This is a genomic window from Mesorhizobium sp. M0030 (assembly GCF_040323695.1).
Taxonomy (GTDB): domain Bacteria; phylum Pseudomonadota; class Alphaproteobacteria; order Rhizobiales; family Rhizobiaceae; genus Mesorhizobium.
Genome location: NZ_JAMYVE010000009.1, coordinates 202,005 through 217,059, shown reverse-complemented (window position 1 = coordinate 217,059; position 15,055 = coordinate 202,005). Strand labels below are relative to the sequence as shown.

At 63.8% G+C, this 15,055-nt stretch carries 13 protein-coding genes; 7 read left to right on the top strand and 6 right to left on the bottom strand.

The genetic code is table 11. The features are described 5' to 3' along the window. Nucleotides 1-21 precede the first annotated feature (21 nt). The 4 genes from NKJ80_RS19480 to ugpB all read right to left on the bottom strand — a co-directional run bounded on the left by NKJ80_RS19480 (nucleotide 22) and on the right by ugpB (nucleotide 4,215). Nucleotides 22-1,083, bottom strand: coding sequence for a sn-glycerol-3-phosphate import ATP-binding protein UgpC (locus NKJ80_RS19480; RefSeq protein ID WP_023742882.1), 1,062 nt, complete (start codon nucleotides 1,081-1,083; stop codon nucleotides 22-24). A 7-nt stretch (nucleotides 1,084-1,090) separates the two neighbouring features. After that, on the bottom strand, nucleotides 1,091-1,939 hold the full coding sequence (gene ugpE, locus NKJ80_RS19475; protein ID WP_023698704.1) for a sn-glycerol-3-phosphate ABC transporter permease UgpE: 849 nt from the start codon (nucleotides 1,937-1,939) through the stop codon (nucleotides 1,091-1,093). Nucleotides 1,940-1,948: 9 nt separating this feature from the next. Then, the gene (gene ugpA / locus NKJ80_RS19470) at nucleotides 1,949-2,833 is read right to left on the bottom strand and encodes a sn-glycerol-3-phosphate ABC transporter permease UgpA (protein WP_352498166.1); all 885 of its coding nucleotides are present in this window, start codon (nucleotides 2,831-2,833) and stop codon (nucleotides 1,949-1,951) included. Nucleotides 2,834-2,904: 71 nt separating this feature from the next. Next, complete coding sequence (ugpB, locus tag NKJ80_RS19465; protein WP_023685331.1) at nucleotides 2,905-4,215, bottom strand: sn-glycerol-3-phosphate ABC transporter substrate-binding protein UgpB; 1,311 nt, start codon at nucleotides 4,213-4,215, stop codon at nucleotides 2,905-2,907. 185 nt (nucleotides 4,216-4,400) lie between these two features. On the opposite strand from ugpB, the gene NKJ80_RS19460 reads away from it, so the two are divergent. Further along, nucleotides 4,401-4,547, top strand: coding sequence for a hypothetical protein (locus NKJ80_RS19460; RefSeq protein WP_023685332.1), 147 nt, complete (start codon nucleotides 4,401-4,403; stop codon nucleotides 4,545-4,547). Nucleotides 4,548-4,694: 147 nt separating this feature from the next. Continuing rightward, nucleotides 4,695-7,142, top strand: a complete 2,448-nt coding sequence (locus NKJ80_RS19455; protein WP_023698706.1) for a bifunctional diguanylate cyclase/phosphodiesterase — start codon at nucleotides 4,695-4,697, stop codon at nucleotides 7,140-7,142. Nucleotides 7,143-7,232: 90 nt separating this feature from the next. Here NKJ80_RS19455 and tlpA read toward each other — a convergent pair whose 3' ends face one another. Continuing rightward, on the bottom strand, nucleotides 7,233-7,925 hold the full coding sequence (tlpA, locus tag NKJ80_RS19450) for a thiol:disulfide interchange protein TlpA (protein ID WP_023734604.1): 693 nt from the start codon (nucleotides 7,923-7,925) through the stop codon (nucleotides 7,233-7,235). Nucleotides 7,926-7,959: 34 nt separating this feature from the next. On the opposite strand from tlpA, the gene argH reads away from it, so the two are divergent. From argH to lysA, 3 genes are all read left to right on the top strand, one after another. Continuing rightward, complete coding sequence (gene argH / locus NKJ80_RS19445; RefSeq protein ID WP_352498149.1) at nucleotides 7,960-9,360, top strand: argininosuccinate lyase; 1,401 nt, start codon at nucleotides 7,960-7,962, stop codon at nucleotides 9,358-9,360. A 68-nt stretch (nucleotides 9,361-9,428) separates the two neighbouring features. Beyond that, nucleotides 9,429-9,635, top strand: a complete 207-nt coding sequence (locus NKJ80_RS19440; protein ID WP_023673325.1) for a hypothetical protein — start codon at nucleotides 9,429-9,431, stop codon at nucleotides 9,633-9,635. A gap of 80 nt (nucleotides 9,636-9,715) precedes the next feature. Beyond that, nucleotides 9,716-10,984, top strand: a complete 1,269-nt coding sequence (gene lysA, locus NKJ80_RS19435) for a diaminopimelate decarboxylase (protein WP_352498148.1) — start codon at nucleotides 9,716-9,718, stop codon at nucleotides 10,982-10,984. Nucleotides 10,985-11,004: 20 nt separating this feature from the next. Here lysA and NKJ80_RS19430 read toward each other — a convergent pair whose 3' ends face one another. Next, complete coding sequence (locus NKJ80_RS19430; protein ID WP_023694025.1) at nucleotides 11,005-11,307, bottom strand: ArsR/SmtB family transcription factor; 303 nt, start codon at nucleotides 11,305-11,307, stop codon at nucleotides 11,005-11,007. Between the two features lie 50 nt (nucleotides 11,308-11,357). Between NKJ80_RS19430 and NKJ80_RS19425 the strand changes: the two genes are divergently transcribed. Both NKJ80_RS19425 and NKJ80_RS19420 read left to right on the top strand, forming a co-directional pair. Next, the gene (locus NKJ80_RS19425; RefSeq protein ID WP_023743994.1) at nucleotides 11,358-12,299 is read left to right on the top strand and encodes a threonine/serine dehydratase; all 942 of its coding nucleotides are present in this window, start codon (nucleotides 11,358-11,360) and stop codon (nucleotides 12,297-12,299) included. A 136-nt stretch (nucleotides 12,300-12,435) separates the two neighbouring features. After that, nucleotides 12,436-15,024: a TIGR02302 family protein gene (locus NKJ80_RS19420; RefSeq protein WP_023686705.1), complete on the top strand. Its 2,589-nt coding sequence runs from the start codon at nucleotides 12,436-12,438 to the stop codon at nucleotides 15,022-15,024. Nucleotides 15,025-15,055 lie beyond the last annotated feature (31 nt).

The following is a 15,055-nucleotide window of genomic DNA, read 5'->3' as shown; positions in this document are numbered from 1 at the left end:
GGATTGGCGCGAGCGGCTGCGTCAATCGACTCGTTTCCCAGCATTGTCGAACCAATGCAGCTTCTCGGCCCTGGCCACGACGCGCAGTTGATCGCCGGGTTTGGCCGTGGCGCGGCCGGCCACACGCACGACGATGCGGTTGCCGCCGGCGGCACAGTGAAGAAAGCTTTCGGCTCCCACAGGTTCGACCGCCTCGACCGCCGCAGGCAGAATAAGCGCGCCGGATGATGCCTCGGCACTGAAGGTGACGTCGGCATCCTCAGGGCGGAAGCCAAGCGTGGCGGCGTTCGTAGGCGCGAAGTCAACCGTCTTGCCGTCGGTCAGCGCCGGACCAGCCGGTCCTTGCGAAAGAGGCAGAAGGTTCATCGGCGGCGCTCCGATGAAGGAGGCGACGAAGGTCGATGCCGGCTTCTCGTAGATGTCGAGCGGCGCGCCCGTCTGCTCGACCAACCCGCCATTCATGACGACGAGAATATCGGCCAGCGTCATCGCCTCAAGCTGGTCGTGGGTGACGTAGACCGAGGTGACACCGAGCGAGCGCTGCAAATTCTTGATTTCGACCCGCATCTGGCCGCGCAGTTTGGCGTCGAGGTTGGAAAGCGGCTCGTCGAACAGGAAGACTTTCGGATTGCGCACGATTGCGCGACCCATGGCCACGCGCTGGCGCTGGCCGCCGGAAAGCTCGCGCGGGCGCCGGTCGAGCAGCGCCGTGAGCTCCAGCACCTTGGCGGTCGAGCGAACCCTGCTGTCGATCTCGTCCTTGGGAGTACCCCGGTTGCGCAACCCGTAGGCCATGTTGTCGTAGACCTTCATATGCGGGTAGAGCGCATAGTTCTGGAACACCATGGCGATGTCGCGCTCGGTCGGACCGATCGTGTTGACGATCTTGCCGTCGATGGCGACGGTGCCGGAAGAAATGGTCTCAAGCCCTGCAATCATCCGCAACAGCGTGGACTTGCCGCAGCCGGACGGCCCAACCAGCACGCAAAGCTCCTTGTCGGGAATGGCGATCGAGACCCCCCTCACCGCCTCGACGCCGCCGGGATAGACTTTCTTCACATCCTTCAGATCGACGGTCGCCATCGGCTTCTCACTTTTCGGAATCGACAAGTCCGCGCACGAACCAGCGTTGCATCAGCACCACGATCAGGATCGGCGGCAGGATGGCCAGCATCGCGGTGACCATGACCAGATGCCATTGCGTATCGGCATCGGCGAAGGAAACCATCTTTCTAAGGGCGATGACGATGGTGTTCATGTCGTTGCTGTTGGTGACGAGCAGCGGCCACAGATACTGCGTCCAGCCATAAATGAAGAGGATGACGAACAGCGCCGCGATGTTGGTGCGCGACAGCGGCAACAGGATGTCGAAAAAGAAGCGCCATGGTCCGGCGCCGTCGACACGCGCCGCTTCCACCAACTCACCTGGAATGGTCATGAAGAACTGGCGAAACAGAAGCGTGGCGGTGGCCGAGGCGATCAGCGGAATGATCAGGCCGGCATAGGTGTCGATCATGCCGAGATCGACCATCACCTTGTAGGTCGGCAGGATGCGCACCTCGACGGGAAGCATCAGCGTGATGAAGATCAGCCAGAAGAAGACCATCCGAAGCGGAAAACGGAAGAACACGATCGCATAGGCCGAAAGGATCGAGATGAAAATCTTCCCCACCGCGATGCCGAGCGCCATGATCGTGGTGTTGAGCAGCAATCGGCCGACACTGACGCCGCCGATGCGGCCGACACCGCCGAACAGCGCCTCGCTGTAATTGTTCCAGACCTGGTCGCCGGGCAAAAGAGGCAATGGCGGCTTGAGGATGGTCTGCAGCGTCTGCGTGGAGGCAACGAAGGTGTAGTAGATCGGGAAAGCGACGATCAGGATGCCCAGGATGAGCACGGCGTGGGCGATGAGGGCGCGAAGCGGGGACTGACCAATCATCGCTCGCGCTCAACCGTAGTGGACTTTGCGTTCCACATAGCGGAACTGGATGGCCGTGAGTGAGATGACGATGACCATCAGGATGACCGACTGCGCGGCCGAATCGCCGAGGATCAAATTGACGAAACCGTCATTGTAGACCTTGTAGACCAGCGTCTCGGTGGCCTTGCCCGGCCCGCCGCCGGTGACCGCATGGACGATACCGAAAGTCTCGAACAGCGCATAGACCGTGTTGACGACCAGCAGGAAGAAGGTCGTCGGCGCGAGCAGCGGGAAAACGATGGTCCAGAAGCGCTTCGTCTCCCCGGCGCCGTCCATGGCCGCCGCCTCTATCAACGTCTTCGGCACTGCCTGCAGCCCGGCGACGAAGAACAGGAAATTGTAGCTGATCTGCTTCCAGGCAGCCGCAGACACCAGCAGGATCATGGCTTGGTTGCCGTTAAGCAAGGGATCCCAGGCGATGCCGAGACCTCTCAAGGCGTAGGCCAGCGAACCGATCGAGGGGTTGAACAGAAACAGCCACAACATGCCGGCAATCGCCGGCGCCACCGCATACGGCCAGATCAGCAGCGTGCGATAGAGGCCTTTGCCGCGCACCACCTTCTCGGCCATGACGGCAAGCAACAGGGCCACACCCATGGCGACGATCGCGGTCGCCAGAGAGAACACCAGCGTAACTTTGATCGAGTTGAGGTAGGCCGGGTCGGCCAGCACCTTGCGAAAATTGGCGAGCCCGACGAACTTGCTCTTCAGCCCGAACGGGTCTTCCCTGAGCATCGACTGGTAGAGCGCCTGCCCGGTCGGCCAGTAGAAAAAGATCAGCGTAATGGCGAGTTGCGGCGCCACCAGCAGGTAAGGCAGGGTCTTGTTGGGAAAGACGACGCGTGGAGACAGGGTGATTCCCTCGCTATTCAGGAAATCGTCCACGCGGGTCCGCGTGGACGAGGTTCAACTGACAAATCGCTTCAGTTTCCGATCGCTTCCTGAATCGCCTTGTTGCCGCGTGCGACCGCGTTGTCGAGCGCCTGCTGCGCAGTCTGCTGGCCGGCCAGCATCTTCTCGAACTCCTCGTTCTCGATGTCGCGCACCTGCGGCAGGTTGACGAGGCGCACGCCCTTCGAGTTCTCGGTCGGCGCCTTGCCCAGCATCTGCAGGATCGGCGTCTCACGGCCCGGGTTCTTGTCATAGAAGCCGGACTTCTTGGTCGCCTCATAGGCAGCGAGCGTCACCGGCAGATAACCCGACTTCTGATGCAGGTACTCCTGCACTTCGGTCTTGGAGAGGTAGGAGAAGAACGCCGCGACGCCCTTGTATTCCTCGTCCGATTTGTTGCCGAACACCCACAGGCTGGCGCCGCCCGGCGTGGTGTTCTGGGGCGCGCCCTTGGCGTCACTATCATAGGGAAGCTGGCCGATGCCGTAGTTCATGCCCGACTTGACGATGTCACCGAGACCCCCCGACGATTCGGTGAAGATGCCGCATTCGCCGGCAAGAAAGATCTGCTTGGCTTCGGAGGTACGGCCGCCATATTTGAAGGTGCCATCCTTGGCCAGGTCGGCGAGCGCCTGGAAATGATTGACGAAGATCGGCGCATTGATCTTGAGCTCGACGTCGGTTCCGGCAAGTCCGTTCTGGTTGGTGCCATAGGAAACGTCGTTCCAGGCAGCGAAGGCCTCAAGGTGGATCCAGGTCAACCACGTCGAGGTATAGCCGCAGGAAGCGGCGCCGCTCGCCTTGATCTTCTTGGCGGCTTCCCACACCTCGTTCCAGGTCTTTGGCGGGTTGTTCACATCAAGCCCGGCCTTCTGGAAGATATCCTTGTTGTAGTAGAGGATGGGCGACGAGGAATTATAGGGGAAGGACAGCATGGTCCCGTCCGGCTTCGAATAGTAGCCGACGATGCCGGGCAAATACTGGCTCTTGTCGAAGGTCACGCCGGCGCTGGTCAGCACATCGGCCACCGGCTTGATCGCACCTTCGGCGGCCATCATGACGCCGGTACCCACGTCGAACACCTGGATGATGTCGGGCGCTTGCCCCGCACGAAAGGCAGCGATGCCGGCATTCAGCGTTTCGGGATAGGTGCCCTTGAAAACAGGGAGAATTTCATAGTCGCTCTGGCTGGCATTGAAATCCTTGGCGATCTTGTCGACCACCTCGGCATTGGCGCCGGTCATTGCATGCCACCAACTGATCTGGGTGGCGGCGAAGGCGGAGGTGGTGGAAAGCAGGGTCAAGGTGGCGGCAACACCGGCCGCAAAGCCGAACAACTTCATGTTTCATCTCCCGTTTGTCATTGGCGAAAGGGGCGCTCCCGCGAACGCAATATGTGTCGCTGATGACAATCGGACAACGGATTTGTTGCTGTTTCGTGAATTTCATACCCGGCTAACTTCGCGCCCCCTCGCCTTGCAACGAGGACAGAGAGAAATGCCAAGCCGGCTCAGCGATAGAATGGGGCATGGTGGGCCTGCAAGGATCGCCGACCGCCCAGCGATGCGTGAAGGGCCCGCGTGACAGCGCCACGCACCTGCACCGTGCGGCCGCCAAACCGGCGCTCGGCCAGATCGAGATCGGCCGAGCGGCATCGCGCCAGGCGCTGCTGTAACCGTGCGTCTGGAATGAGACAGGATCGCCGCAACGTACAACCCGAAAAACCCGCTGTAGTTGTAGTTCGCATAACCGATTCTTCGTCAAGCGTGGCATACTAATCAAGTGGACGGCTTGATTGCTGTGGGAGAGCAGGTGGGGCGAGATGCTGACGGTCTATAATTGTATCGTGCATGAGCACGATCTGAGACTGGTCGCACTGGCAGCGCTCATTTGCGGTATTTCTTCCTTCTCGGCGGTCAACCTGCTTCGCCATGTCGACCGCTCGAGCGAGCGCAACCGCTATACCTGGCTGATGATAGCAGCCACTTCCACCGGCTTCGGTATCTGGGCGACGCATTTCATCGCAATGCTTGCCTTTTCTCCCGGAATCCCCAACGCCTACAATACGGAAATGTCGGCGCTTTCGCTCGCCGGTTCCGTCGCCCTGACCGCCGCGGGCATGTGGATCGCCACCTTGCGCCGGGGCATCGACTACCCTCTGGTCGGCGGCGCGGTCCTCGGCGCCGGTATCGCCGCCATGCACTATATCGGCATGGCCGCCTTCGAGGTCGAAGGGCGCATCGTCTGGAACCCGCTGCTGGTCGGCGTCTCGGTGCTGACAGGCGTCACCCTCGCCGCGCTGGCGCTGCTGGTCGTGTTGCGACGGCCGTCCATGCAGGCCACAATCGCCGCCGCCATCCTGTTGACGCTGGCGATCTGCAGCCTGCACTTCATCGCCATGGGCGCGGTGTCGATCTTCCCGGACTCCTCCATCGAGATATCGCAGTTCACGGTCGAACCGGTGTCGCAGGCCTTCGCCGCCGCTGCAGTCAGCATGGCTATCCTGGTGCTTTCAGCCGCAGCATTGTGGATCGACCTTCGCTTCCGGCGTCACAAGCTCGAGGCCGAGCGCATGCACGGCCTCGCCAACGCCGCCGTCGAGGGGCTGATCGTCTGCGACGGCGCCCGCATCGTCAGCGCCAATGACAGCATCGCGGCACTCACCGGCATTGCGCCGGAAGTGCTGAACGCGATGCTGCTTGGCGACCTCTTCGGCGAACGCACCGCGGCCGGCATGTCCGACTGCAGCGGACAGGCACAGGAAGCCGAACTCAGAGCCCATGACGGCGCCACCATCCCCGTCGAACTTATCGCCAGAAGCATCGACTATTGCGGCAAGCGGCACAGCGTGGTCGCCGTGCGCGACATCCGCGAACGCAGGAAGGCCGAGCAGGAGATCCTGCGCCTCGCCCATTTCGACCCGCTGACCGGGCTCCCCAACCGCCGCAGTTTCTCCGGCCGGCTCGAGGCCGAAATTGCCGCAATGGACCGCGGCGGCAAGGGTGGGCATCTTGCGCTGCTGCTGCTCGACCTCGACCGCTTCAAGGAAGTGAACGACCTGTTCGGGCATGGCGCCGGCGATGCCATGCTGCAGAAGGTGGCGCTATGCGCCTCCGCCGTGCTCCGCCACGGACAGATGCTGGCGCGTCTCGGCGGCGACGAGTTCGCCATCATCGCTCCGAACCTTCCCGATCCGCAGGCGGCCGGCCGCATCGCCGAGGCGGTGCTGGCGGCCATGCGCGAGGAAAACCGGCTGTCGGTCGGCGGCGGGCTGGTGTCGGCCAGCATCGGCATTGCACTTTATCCGCTCGACGCCGATGAGCCGACACTCCTGGTCAGCCACGCCGACACCGCGCTCTACCGCGCCAAGGCCGAGGGCAAGGACACTTACCGTTACTTCGAGGCCTCGATGGGCGCCGAGGCGCGAGACCGGCGCGTGATGGAGCACGAACTGCGCCAGGCCATGGCGCGCGATGAGTTTCGCCTCGTCTACCAGCCACAAAAGGAGATCAGCAGCGGGCGGATGGTCGGGTTCGAAGCGCTGATCCGCTGGCGCCATCCGCAGCGCGGCGACGTGTCGCCGGCGACCTTCATCCCGGTGGCCGAAGACAGCGGCGTCATCATCCAGATCGGCGAATGGGTGCTGGCGACGGCCTGCGCCGAGGCAGCGCGCTGGAAGAACCCTCTCACCGTCGCGGTCAATGTCTCGGCGGTGCAGCTCCACAATCCGAATTTCAGCCGCAAGGTGCATGAAGTCCTGCTCGGCTCCGGCCTGACGCCCGGCAGGCTCGAACTCGAGATCACCGAAACGGCGCTGGTCAAGGACATGCCGCGCGCGCTGGCGACCTTGCGCCAGGTGAAGGCGCTTGGCGTGCGTGTGGCGATGGACGATTTCGGCACCGGCTACTCCTCGCTGTCCAATCTCCGCGCCTTCCCCTTCGACAAGATCAAGATCGACGGCTCATTCATCAAATCAGTCGACAGCAACGGCCAGGTGGCAGCCATCGTGCGCGCCGTTCTGGGGCTTGGCCGCGGTCTCGGCCTGCCGGTTCTGGCCGAGGGCGTCGAGACGCTGGGCGAGCTGAAATTCCTCGACGCCGAGGCCTGCGAGATCGGCCAGGGCTACTATCTAGGCCGGCCCAGCCCGATCGAGGCGTTCAGCGAACTGACCGGCGTCGCGGCACCGGCGGCACAAGACGACGCCGGCGTCAAACAACGCGGCGGCAGCATCTTGATGCTGCCGCCGGCGGCGGCCCTGCGCTCAGCCTAGAGCAATTAGTGTGAAACGGTTTCCGTCCGAAATTGCGTCGAAACAAAAAAGTTAGCGCGGGTAGCCGTTTCGACGAAACGGTGAACCGCTCTAAGGGGCGAGTGCGGCCTCGACCAGGCGCTTGGCATCCGGTCCCGACCATTCGGCCGGTCCGTTCATATGCGCGATCAGGCAGCCTTCGCCATCGATCAGCATGGTGACGGGGAGGCCTAGCGCCAAGCCACGCGTCTTGACGTCGTTGAACAGCGCCAGCGTCGAATCGCGGTAGTAGCCGAGCGACCCGATGCCGATATCGGCGAGGAACTTCTTGGGCTTCACATCGTCGCCGGCATCGACATTGACCGCGACCACTTCGAAGGCATCGCTGCCCTTTTCCTTCTGCAAGGCGTCGAGCGCCGGCATTTCGGCGCGGCAGGGCGCGCACCACGTTGCCCACAGATTGAGCAGCACGGTCTTGCCGGCATGATCGGCGAGCGTCATCGGCTTGCCGTCGGGACCGTTGAAGGCGAGACTTTCCAGCGATTGCGGCGGATCGGCGGGCAGCAATGCCGCAACCTGGCCGGTGGCTGCGGCGGCAACTTTTTTGGCGCGGTCGCTCTTGGCGGCGCAGGCGACGTCGTCCTTGCTGTTGCCCGCGCCGGCCGCAGGTGCGCTGCCGGTGGCTGCGTTGTTGCCAGACCCGCTCTCGCTGACATATACCGCGACCGCGCCGGCCAGCACGCCCGCCAGCAAAGCGGCGAGGATCAGGCGCGGGGCCGGGAAGTATCTGTTACCGTCTGCCATTTTCTAAGACTGCTCCGGAGCACGGGTTATAGCGATGAGCGACAAGAAGGCCAGCAACCAGATGTGGGGCGGACGTTTTGCCTCGGGTCCGGCCGCGATCATGGAAGCGATCAACGCGTCGATTTCGTTCGACCGCAAACTCTATGCCCAAGACATAAGAGGTTCGGTCGCCCACAGCGAGATGTTGGCTGAAACGGGCATTATTTCGGCGGCCGATCAAGAAAAAATCGCTCACGGGCTGAACACGATCCTGAAAGAGATCGAGGCCGGCACGTTCGAGTTCTCGACCCGGCTGGAAGACATCCACATGAACATCGAGGCCCGCCTCGCCGATCTGATCGGCCCGGCCGCCGGCCGCCTGCACACGGCGCGGTCACGCAACGACCAGGTGGCGGTGGATCTCCGGCTCTGGGTCAAGGACGAGTGCTTTCGCGTCGCCGAGGCGCTGAAGGGGCTGATCTCAGCCTTGCTCGACCGCGCCGAGGAGCATGCGGCGACCGTGATGCCCGGCTTCACCCACATGCAGGCGGCGCAGCCGGTGACCTTCGGCCATCATTGCATGGCCTATGTCGAGATGTTTTCGCGCGACCTGTCGCGGACCCACGATGCCATCGAGCGGATGGATGAAAGCCCGCTCGGCGCGGCAGCGCTTGCCGGCACCAGTTTTCCGATCGACCGCCACAAGACCGCGAAGGCGCTCGGCTTTCGCGAGCCGATGCGCAATTCGCTCGACAGCGTCTCCGACCGCGATTTCGCGCTGGAGTTCTTGAGCCTGGCCGCGATCTGCGCCACGCATCTGTCACGGCTCGCCGAAGAAATCATCATCTGGTCGACGCCGCAATTCGGCTTTGTCAGGCTGTCGGATTCCTTCTCCACCGGCTCCTCGATCATGCCGCAGAAGAAGAACCCGGACGCCGCCGAACTGGTGCGCGGCAAGACCGGCCGCGTCACCGGCCATCTGGTCGGCCTTTTGACGGTGATGAAGGGCATGCCGCTGACCTACGGCAAGGACATGCAGGAAGACAAGGAATCGGTCTTCGACGCCGCCGAGACGCTCGATCTGATGCTGGCGGCGATGACCGGCATGGTGCGCGACATGACGGTCAATGCCGCCGCCATGAAAAAAGCCGCCGGCTCGGGCCACGCGACCGCGACCGACCTCGCCGACTGGCTGGTGCGCACGCTGGGCCTGCCCTTCCGTGAGGCACACCATGTCACAGGCCGCGCGGTGGCGTTGGCCGAAGAGAAGAAGGTGAGCCTTGAAAAGCTGGCGCTGGAGGATCTGCAGTCGATCAATCCCGGCATCACCCAGGACATCTTCTCGGTTCTGGCCGTGCAGAATTCGGTCAAGAGCCGCACCAGCTTCGGCGGCACCGCGCCGTCGGAAGTCAGGAAGCAGATCCGCAGCTGGAAAAAGCGCATCGCCAAGGCATGATGCCGGGGTGCAATGCGCCTAAAACTCGGTTAAAAGCGCAGCACATAAAGTTTCGGACGGATGGATCGATGACCGCAAGCAGGATTTTGGTGACGCTGACGCTGCTGACGGCGATGGCTGCCGTGACCGCTTGCGGCCGTAAGGCTGGTCTCGATACGCCCTATGAAGCGGCCGTCCAGGCCCGCAAGGACGCCGAGCGCGCCAAACAGCCGGTGCCGCCGGAGCCGGAAAAACCGGTCGTGGACAAGAAGTTCATCCTCGACCCGCTGATCTAGAGCCGATGAGACCGGCTTGGTCTTTCTGACCAGGTCTCGTGCTAACCAGGTCTCGTGCTCCAACTTCCGGAAACACTCTCGTGAACCATTTCGATTACCGCGACGGCGTGCTCCATGCCGAGGACGTGGCGATACCAGACATCGCCGCAAGCGTCGGCACGCCGTTCTATTGTTATTCGACGGCAACCTTGACGAGGCACTACCGGGTGTTCGCCGGGGCCTTTGCCGGGCTCGACACGCTGGTCTGTTACGCCTTGAAGGCGAATTCCAACCAGGCGGTGCTGCGAACGCTGGCAAAGCTCGGCGCCGGCGCCGACACCGTCTCGGAAGGCGAAATGCGCCGCGCGCTCGCCGCCGGAATCCCGGCCAACAAGATCGTGTTTTCCGGTGTCGGCAAGACCGCGCGCGAGATGGATTTCGCGCTCGAGGCCGGCATTCTCTGCTTCAATGTCGAATCCGAGCCGGAGCTTGAATTGCTGTCGGCCCGCGCCACCGCGCTCGGCAAGGTGGCGCCGGTGTCGCTGCGCATCAACCCGGATGTCGACGCCAGGACGCACAGGAAGATCTCCACCGGCAAGGCCGAGAACAAGTTCGGCATTCCATGGCAAAGGGCGCGCCAGGTCTATGCCCGCGCGGCCGGTTTGCCGGGCACCAAGCCCATCGGCATCGATACCCATATCGGCAGCCAGATCACCGAGTTGCAGCCCTTTGACGATGCTTTCGCGCTTCTGGCGGAACTGGTCGGCGCGCTGCGCGCCGATGGCCACGCCGTCGAGCATGTCGATCTCGGTGGCGGCCTCGGCATCCCCTACCGCACCGACAACAGCCCGCCGCCTCTGCCCGATGCCTATGCCGATATCGTCAGGAAGCATCTGACAAAGCTTGGGGTGAAGGTGATGTTCGAGCCGGGCCGGCTGATCGTCGGCAATGCCGGCATCCTGGTCTCGGAAGTGATATTCGTGAAGGAAGGCGACGCCAAGAACTTCCTCGTCGTCGACGCCGCCATGAACGATCTGATCCGGCCGACGCTCTACGATGCCTTCCACGACATCAAGCCGGTGGTGCAGCCGCCGGCCGACACGCCGCGCATGGCGGTCGACGTCGTCGGCCCGGTCTGCGAGACCGGCGACTATCTCGGCCTCGACCGTGACCTGCCCCGGCTCAAGTCTGGCGACCTCATTGCCGTCACCACCGCCGGCGCCTATGGCGCGGTGCAATCCGGCACCTACAACACCCGCCTACTTGTGCCTGAGGTTCTGGTCGACGGCGACCGTTTCCATGTCGTACGCCGGCGCCAGACCTATGACGAGCTTATCGGCCTGGATTCGGTGCCCGACTGGCTTGCATAGGAGCCGCCACGGCGGCTGCGCTACAGCCGGTTTTGGATGAGCATCCTTGTGTCGGCGATCCTGTCCTCGTCGCGGCGGTAGAACGTCCATTGCTTGATGCGCTTGGGCCGCAGCAGGCCGGCCTGGGTAAGCACGCGCATATGTTCGGAGAGCGTCGCCTGCGTAATGCCGAGCTTCTCCGCGATCAGCAGCGCGCAAACGCCATCCTCGACCAGATCGCCGTCTGCCTGGGCCGGGAAATGCGCCTGCGGATCCTTCAGCCAGTCGAGGATCTGCAGCCTGCGTTCATTGGCGATCGCCTTGAAGACATCAACCTCTTGCATTTAGCCATTTTGCCAAGTTACTAATTGCTGTCAATCCCAAGGAGATGGTCATGACGAACGGCAACACCGTCACGCGCGAACGCATTGCCGCGATGGAACCGCGCATCCGCCGCTATATCAGGCACACGCCGGTGCTGCGCGTCGACATGGCCGATTTCGACCGGCCGCCGCTGGCGGTCGACCTCAAGCTCGAATGCCTGCAGCATTCCGGTTCGTTCAAGGCGCGCGGCGCCTTCACCAATCTGCTCGAACGGCCGGTGCCTGCGGCCGGCGTGGTTGCGGCTTCGGGCGGCAATCATGGCGCCGCGGTCGCCTATGCCGCCATGCGGCTTGGCCACAAGGCGACGATCTTCGTTCCCGAAGTCAGCCCACCGGCCAAGCTGCAGCGCATCCGCGGCTACGGCGCCGAACTGATGGTCGGCGGCGCCCGCTATGCCGAGGCGCTGGCCGCCAGCGAGGCTTTTGCTGAAAAGACCGGCGCGCTGCAGATCCATGCCTTCAACCAGGAGGAAACATTGGTCGGCCAGGGCACGCTCGGCCTCGAAATCGAAACCGATCTGCCAGACATCGACACGCTGCTGGTCGCTGTCGGCGGCGGCGGCCTGATCGGCGGCATCGCCGCCTGGTTTGCCGGCCGCATCAGGATCATCGCCATCGAGCCCGAAGGCGCGCCGACGCTGCATCGCGCCTTCGAGGCCGGCCACCCCGTCGATGCGCCGGCCGAAGGCGTCGCCGCCGATTCGCTGGCGCCCAAACGCGTCGGCGAGATGATGTTCCCGATCGCCGAGGCCTTCGTCGAACGCTCCATCCTGGTCACCGACGACGCCATCATCGCCGCGCAAAAGGCGCTGTGGGAGCGGGTGCGGATCATCGCCGAGCCGGGCGGCGCAGCGGCCTTCGCAGCGCTGCTGTCCGGCCGCTACACGCCGGCGCCGGGCGAGCGGATCGCCGTCCTTGTCTGCGGCTCGAATACCGATCCGGCAAAATTCTAAACCTTGCTTCGACTGAAGTGGGACGCAAACCCGTCAAAGCTTTTCAAGTTTTCCGGAACCGCCTCGCCTTTGCCGTGTTTGCTGGTAAACTTCTGCTTGTTGAGTCCGGGCCATCCCGCCCGGGCAGGAAGGGCCGATGACGGAACGCCCCATTTCCAGTGGCGATCGCAGCCTGGCCGGGCGGCTTGCCCTGAGCCGGCTGGCGACACGGGTCTCGATGACGGTCGAGCGCGGCTGGCCGCTGCTTCTGCCGCTGCTCATCATCGCCAGCCTGTTTCTCAGCCTCTCCTGGCTCGGCCTTTTCCCCCGGCTGCCTGACATTGCGCGCGTTATCCTGGTCACGGCGTTCGGTATTGCCACGCTGGCGGCGCTCTATCCGCTGCGTTTCTTCAAGCTTCCATCCGCCGCTGAAATCGACCGCCGTATCGAGGCCGCCAACCAGCTGCAGCACAGCCCGGTGCTGGTGCAGACCGACCGTCCCAGCGGCAAGGAAAGCATCTTTTCCCAGGCGTTGTGGCGCGAACACCAAAAGCGCATGGCCGACAAGCTCGGCAGCCTTGGCGCCGACCTGCCGCGTACGCGCGTGCCGGAGCGCGATCCGTGGGCATTGCGTGCCGTGGCGGCGCTGCTGTTGGTCACCGCTTTTGCCTTCTCCTTCGGACCGTCCGGCGGCAGGCTGTCCGATGGTTTCAGTGCCCATGCGGCGCGCGACATCGTACCGCCGCGCATCGATGCCTGGGTGACCCCGCCGGCCTATACCGGCAAGCCGCCCATCTTCTTGACCGCGCCAGTCATCGATGGCAACGCCAAGCAGGCGGTTGCCACCTTCACCGTGCCGCAAGGCAGCGACGTCTCGCTGCGCGTGACCGGCGGCTCCGGCGAGGAAACGCTAAGCTTTGCCGACAAGGGCGGCAATGCTCGCGCCATCGACCCGTCGGGACCACAGGTGGCGGCCGTCAAGGCAGCGGCGGTCAACCCCGCGACCCCCAAGCTGCGCCAGTTCACCGGCAAGCTGACCGCCGACGGCACGCTGACGCTGAAGTCGGGCGAAGCCGATCTCGGTCGCTGGGCCTTCGCGGTGATCCCCGACAAGCCGCCGACGATCCGCTTCGTCGGCGAGCCCAAGCGCGCCGTCAACGGCGCCTTCGAGCTCAACTACCAGATCGACGACGACTATGGCGCGGCCACCGCCAAGGCGGTTTTCGCGCTGGCCGATCCGGCGGCGCCCGATGCGCATCCGCTCTACGGTCCGCCTGACCTGCCGCTGGCGCTGCCGCGCCGCGGCGGCAAGGCGAACGCCGCCAAGACCACTAAGGACCTCACCGAGCATGTCTGGGCCGGCGCCAGCATCAAGCTGTCGCTTGTGGCCACCGACGATGCCGGACACACCGCGACCAGCGAAACCAAGACTATTGTGATGCCGGAGCGGCCCTTCGCCAACCCGCTGGCGCGGGCGGTGGTCGAGCAGCGCCGCCTGCTGGCGCTCGACGCCAATGCCAAGCCGCGCGTGCTCGACCTGATGGACGCCATCACGCTGCGGCCCGAGGACACGTTCGACAACATGTCGCATTACCTCGCCATCATGAGCGCCCGCAGCCGGCTGAAGATGTCGGACAGCGACGATCAGTTGCGCAACGAGGTTGCCTATCTCTGGGAAATCGCGCTCGGCATCGAGGAAGGCAATCTCTCGTCCGCCGAAAAGCGGCTCCGCCAGGCCCAGCAGGCGCTGCAGGACGCCATCAAGCGCGGCGCCAGCGACGAAGAGATCGAAAAGGCGATGAAGGAACTGCGCGAGGCGATGAACGAATTCCTGCAGGAATTCGCCGAGCGCGCCAAGCAGAACCCGAACGCGCCGCAGATGCAGCAGAATGGTCGCGAGCTGCGTCAGAGTGATATCGACCGCATGATGGACCAGATCGAGAACCTGGCGAAGTCGGGCGACCGCGACAAGGCGCAGGAGCTGCTGTCGCAGCTGGAAAACATGATGAACAACCTGCAGGCCGGCCGTCAGCAGCAGGGCGGCGAGCAGGACAGCGAGATGCGCCAGCAGATGGACAAGCTGGGCGAGATCATGCGCCGCCAGCAGGAGATGATGAACGACACCTACCGCATGGACCAGATGCAGCGCGGAGATAATCAGCAGCCCGGCGAAGGCAATGGCGACGACCCGGACCAGCCGGGCGTCGGCAAGGATCGCGATCCTCTCGCCCGGCCGAAGTCGATGACACCGCAGGAATTCGCCGATGCGATGAAGCAGCTGCAGGAAGGCCAGGGCCAGTTGCAGAGCGAACTCGACAAGCTGAAGAAGGGCCTGGAAGGCATGGGCATGCAACCCAATGAGGGGTTTGGCGACGCTGGCAAATCCATGGGCAATGCCGAAAAGTCGCTTGGCGAAGGCGAAGGCGACCAGGCAGTCGGCCACCAGGGTCGCGCGCTGGAAGCGCTGCGCAAGGGAGCCAAGGAGATGATGAAGCAGCTGCAGGCGATGCAGGGCGACCAGGGCGGCAGCCAGGAAGGCGGCCGCCAACAGGACGCCGGCCGCGATCCGCTGGGCCGACCACGCGCCAGCCGCGGACCCGATTTCGGCGATTCGGTGAAGGTGCCCGACGAGATCGACGTGCAGCGCGCCCGCCAGATTCTCGAGGCGATTCGCAAGCGGCTCGGCAACGCGCTCAGCCCCGACATCGAGCGCAGCTACCTCGAGCGGCTGCTGGAGCTGAAGTAGCCTCCAAGGCAACATCCGTCGAACTGAATGG

What these genes read in the sequence shown, in the direction of transcription:
- NKJ80_RS19480 (WP_023742882.1), bottom strand. Translation starts at nt 1,083, where the DNA reads ATGGCGACCGTCGATCTGAAGGATGTGAAGAAAGTCTATCCCGGCGGC.
- ugpE (WP_023698704.1), bottom strand. Translation starts at nt 1,939, where the DNA reads ATGATTGGTCAGTCCCCGCTTCGCGCCCTCATCGCCCACGCCGTGCTC.
- ugpB (WP_023685331.1), bottom strand. Translation starts at nt 4,215, where the DNA reads ATGAAGTTGTTCGGCTTTGCGGCCGGTGTTGCCGCCACCTTGACCCTG.
- NKJ80_RS19460 (WP_023685332.1), top strand. Translation starts at nt 4,401, where the DNA reads ATGGTGGGCCTGCAAGGATCGCCGACCGCCCAGCGATGCGTGAAGGGC.
- NKJ80_RS19455 (WP_023698706.1), top strand. Translation starts at nt 4,695, where the DNA reads ATGCTGACGGTCTATAATTGTATCGTGCATGAGCACGATCTGAGACTG.
- tlpA (WP_023734604.1), bottom strand. Translation starts at nt 7,925, where the DNA reads ATGGCAGACGGTAACAGATACTTCCCGGCCCCGCGCCTGATCCTCGCC.
- argH (WP_352498149.1), top strand. Translation starts at nt 7,960, where the DNA reads ATGAGCGACAAGAAGGCCAGCAACCAGATGTGGGGCGGACGTTTTGCC.
- NKJ80_RS19440 (WP_023673325.1), top strand. Translation starts at nt 9,429, where the DNA reads ATGACCGCAAGCAGGATTTTGGTGACGCTGACGCTGCTGACGGCGATG.
- NKJ80_RS19430 (WP_023694025.1), bottom strand. Translation starts at nt 11,307, where the DNA reads ATGCAAGAGGTTGATGTCTTCAAGGCGATCGCCAATGAACGCAGGCTG.
- NKJ80_RS19425 (WP_023743994.1), top strand. Translation starts at nt 11,358, where the DNA reads ATGACGAACGGCAACACCGTCACGCGCGAACGCATTGCCGCGATGGAA.
- NKJ80_RS19420 (WP_023686705.1), top strand. Translation starts at nt 12,436, where the DNA reads ATGACGGAACGCCCCATTTCCAGTGGCGATCGCAGCCTGGCCGGGCGG.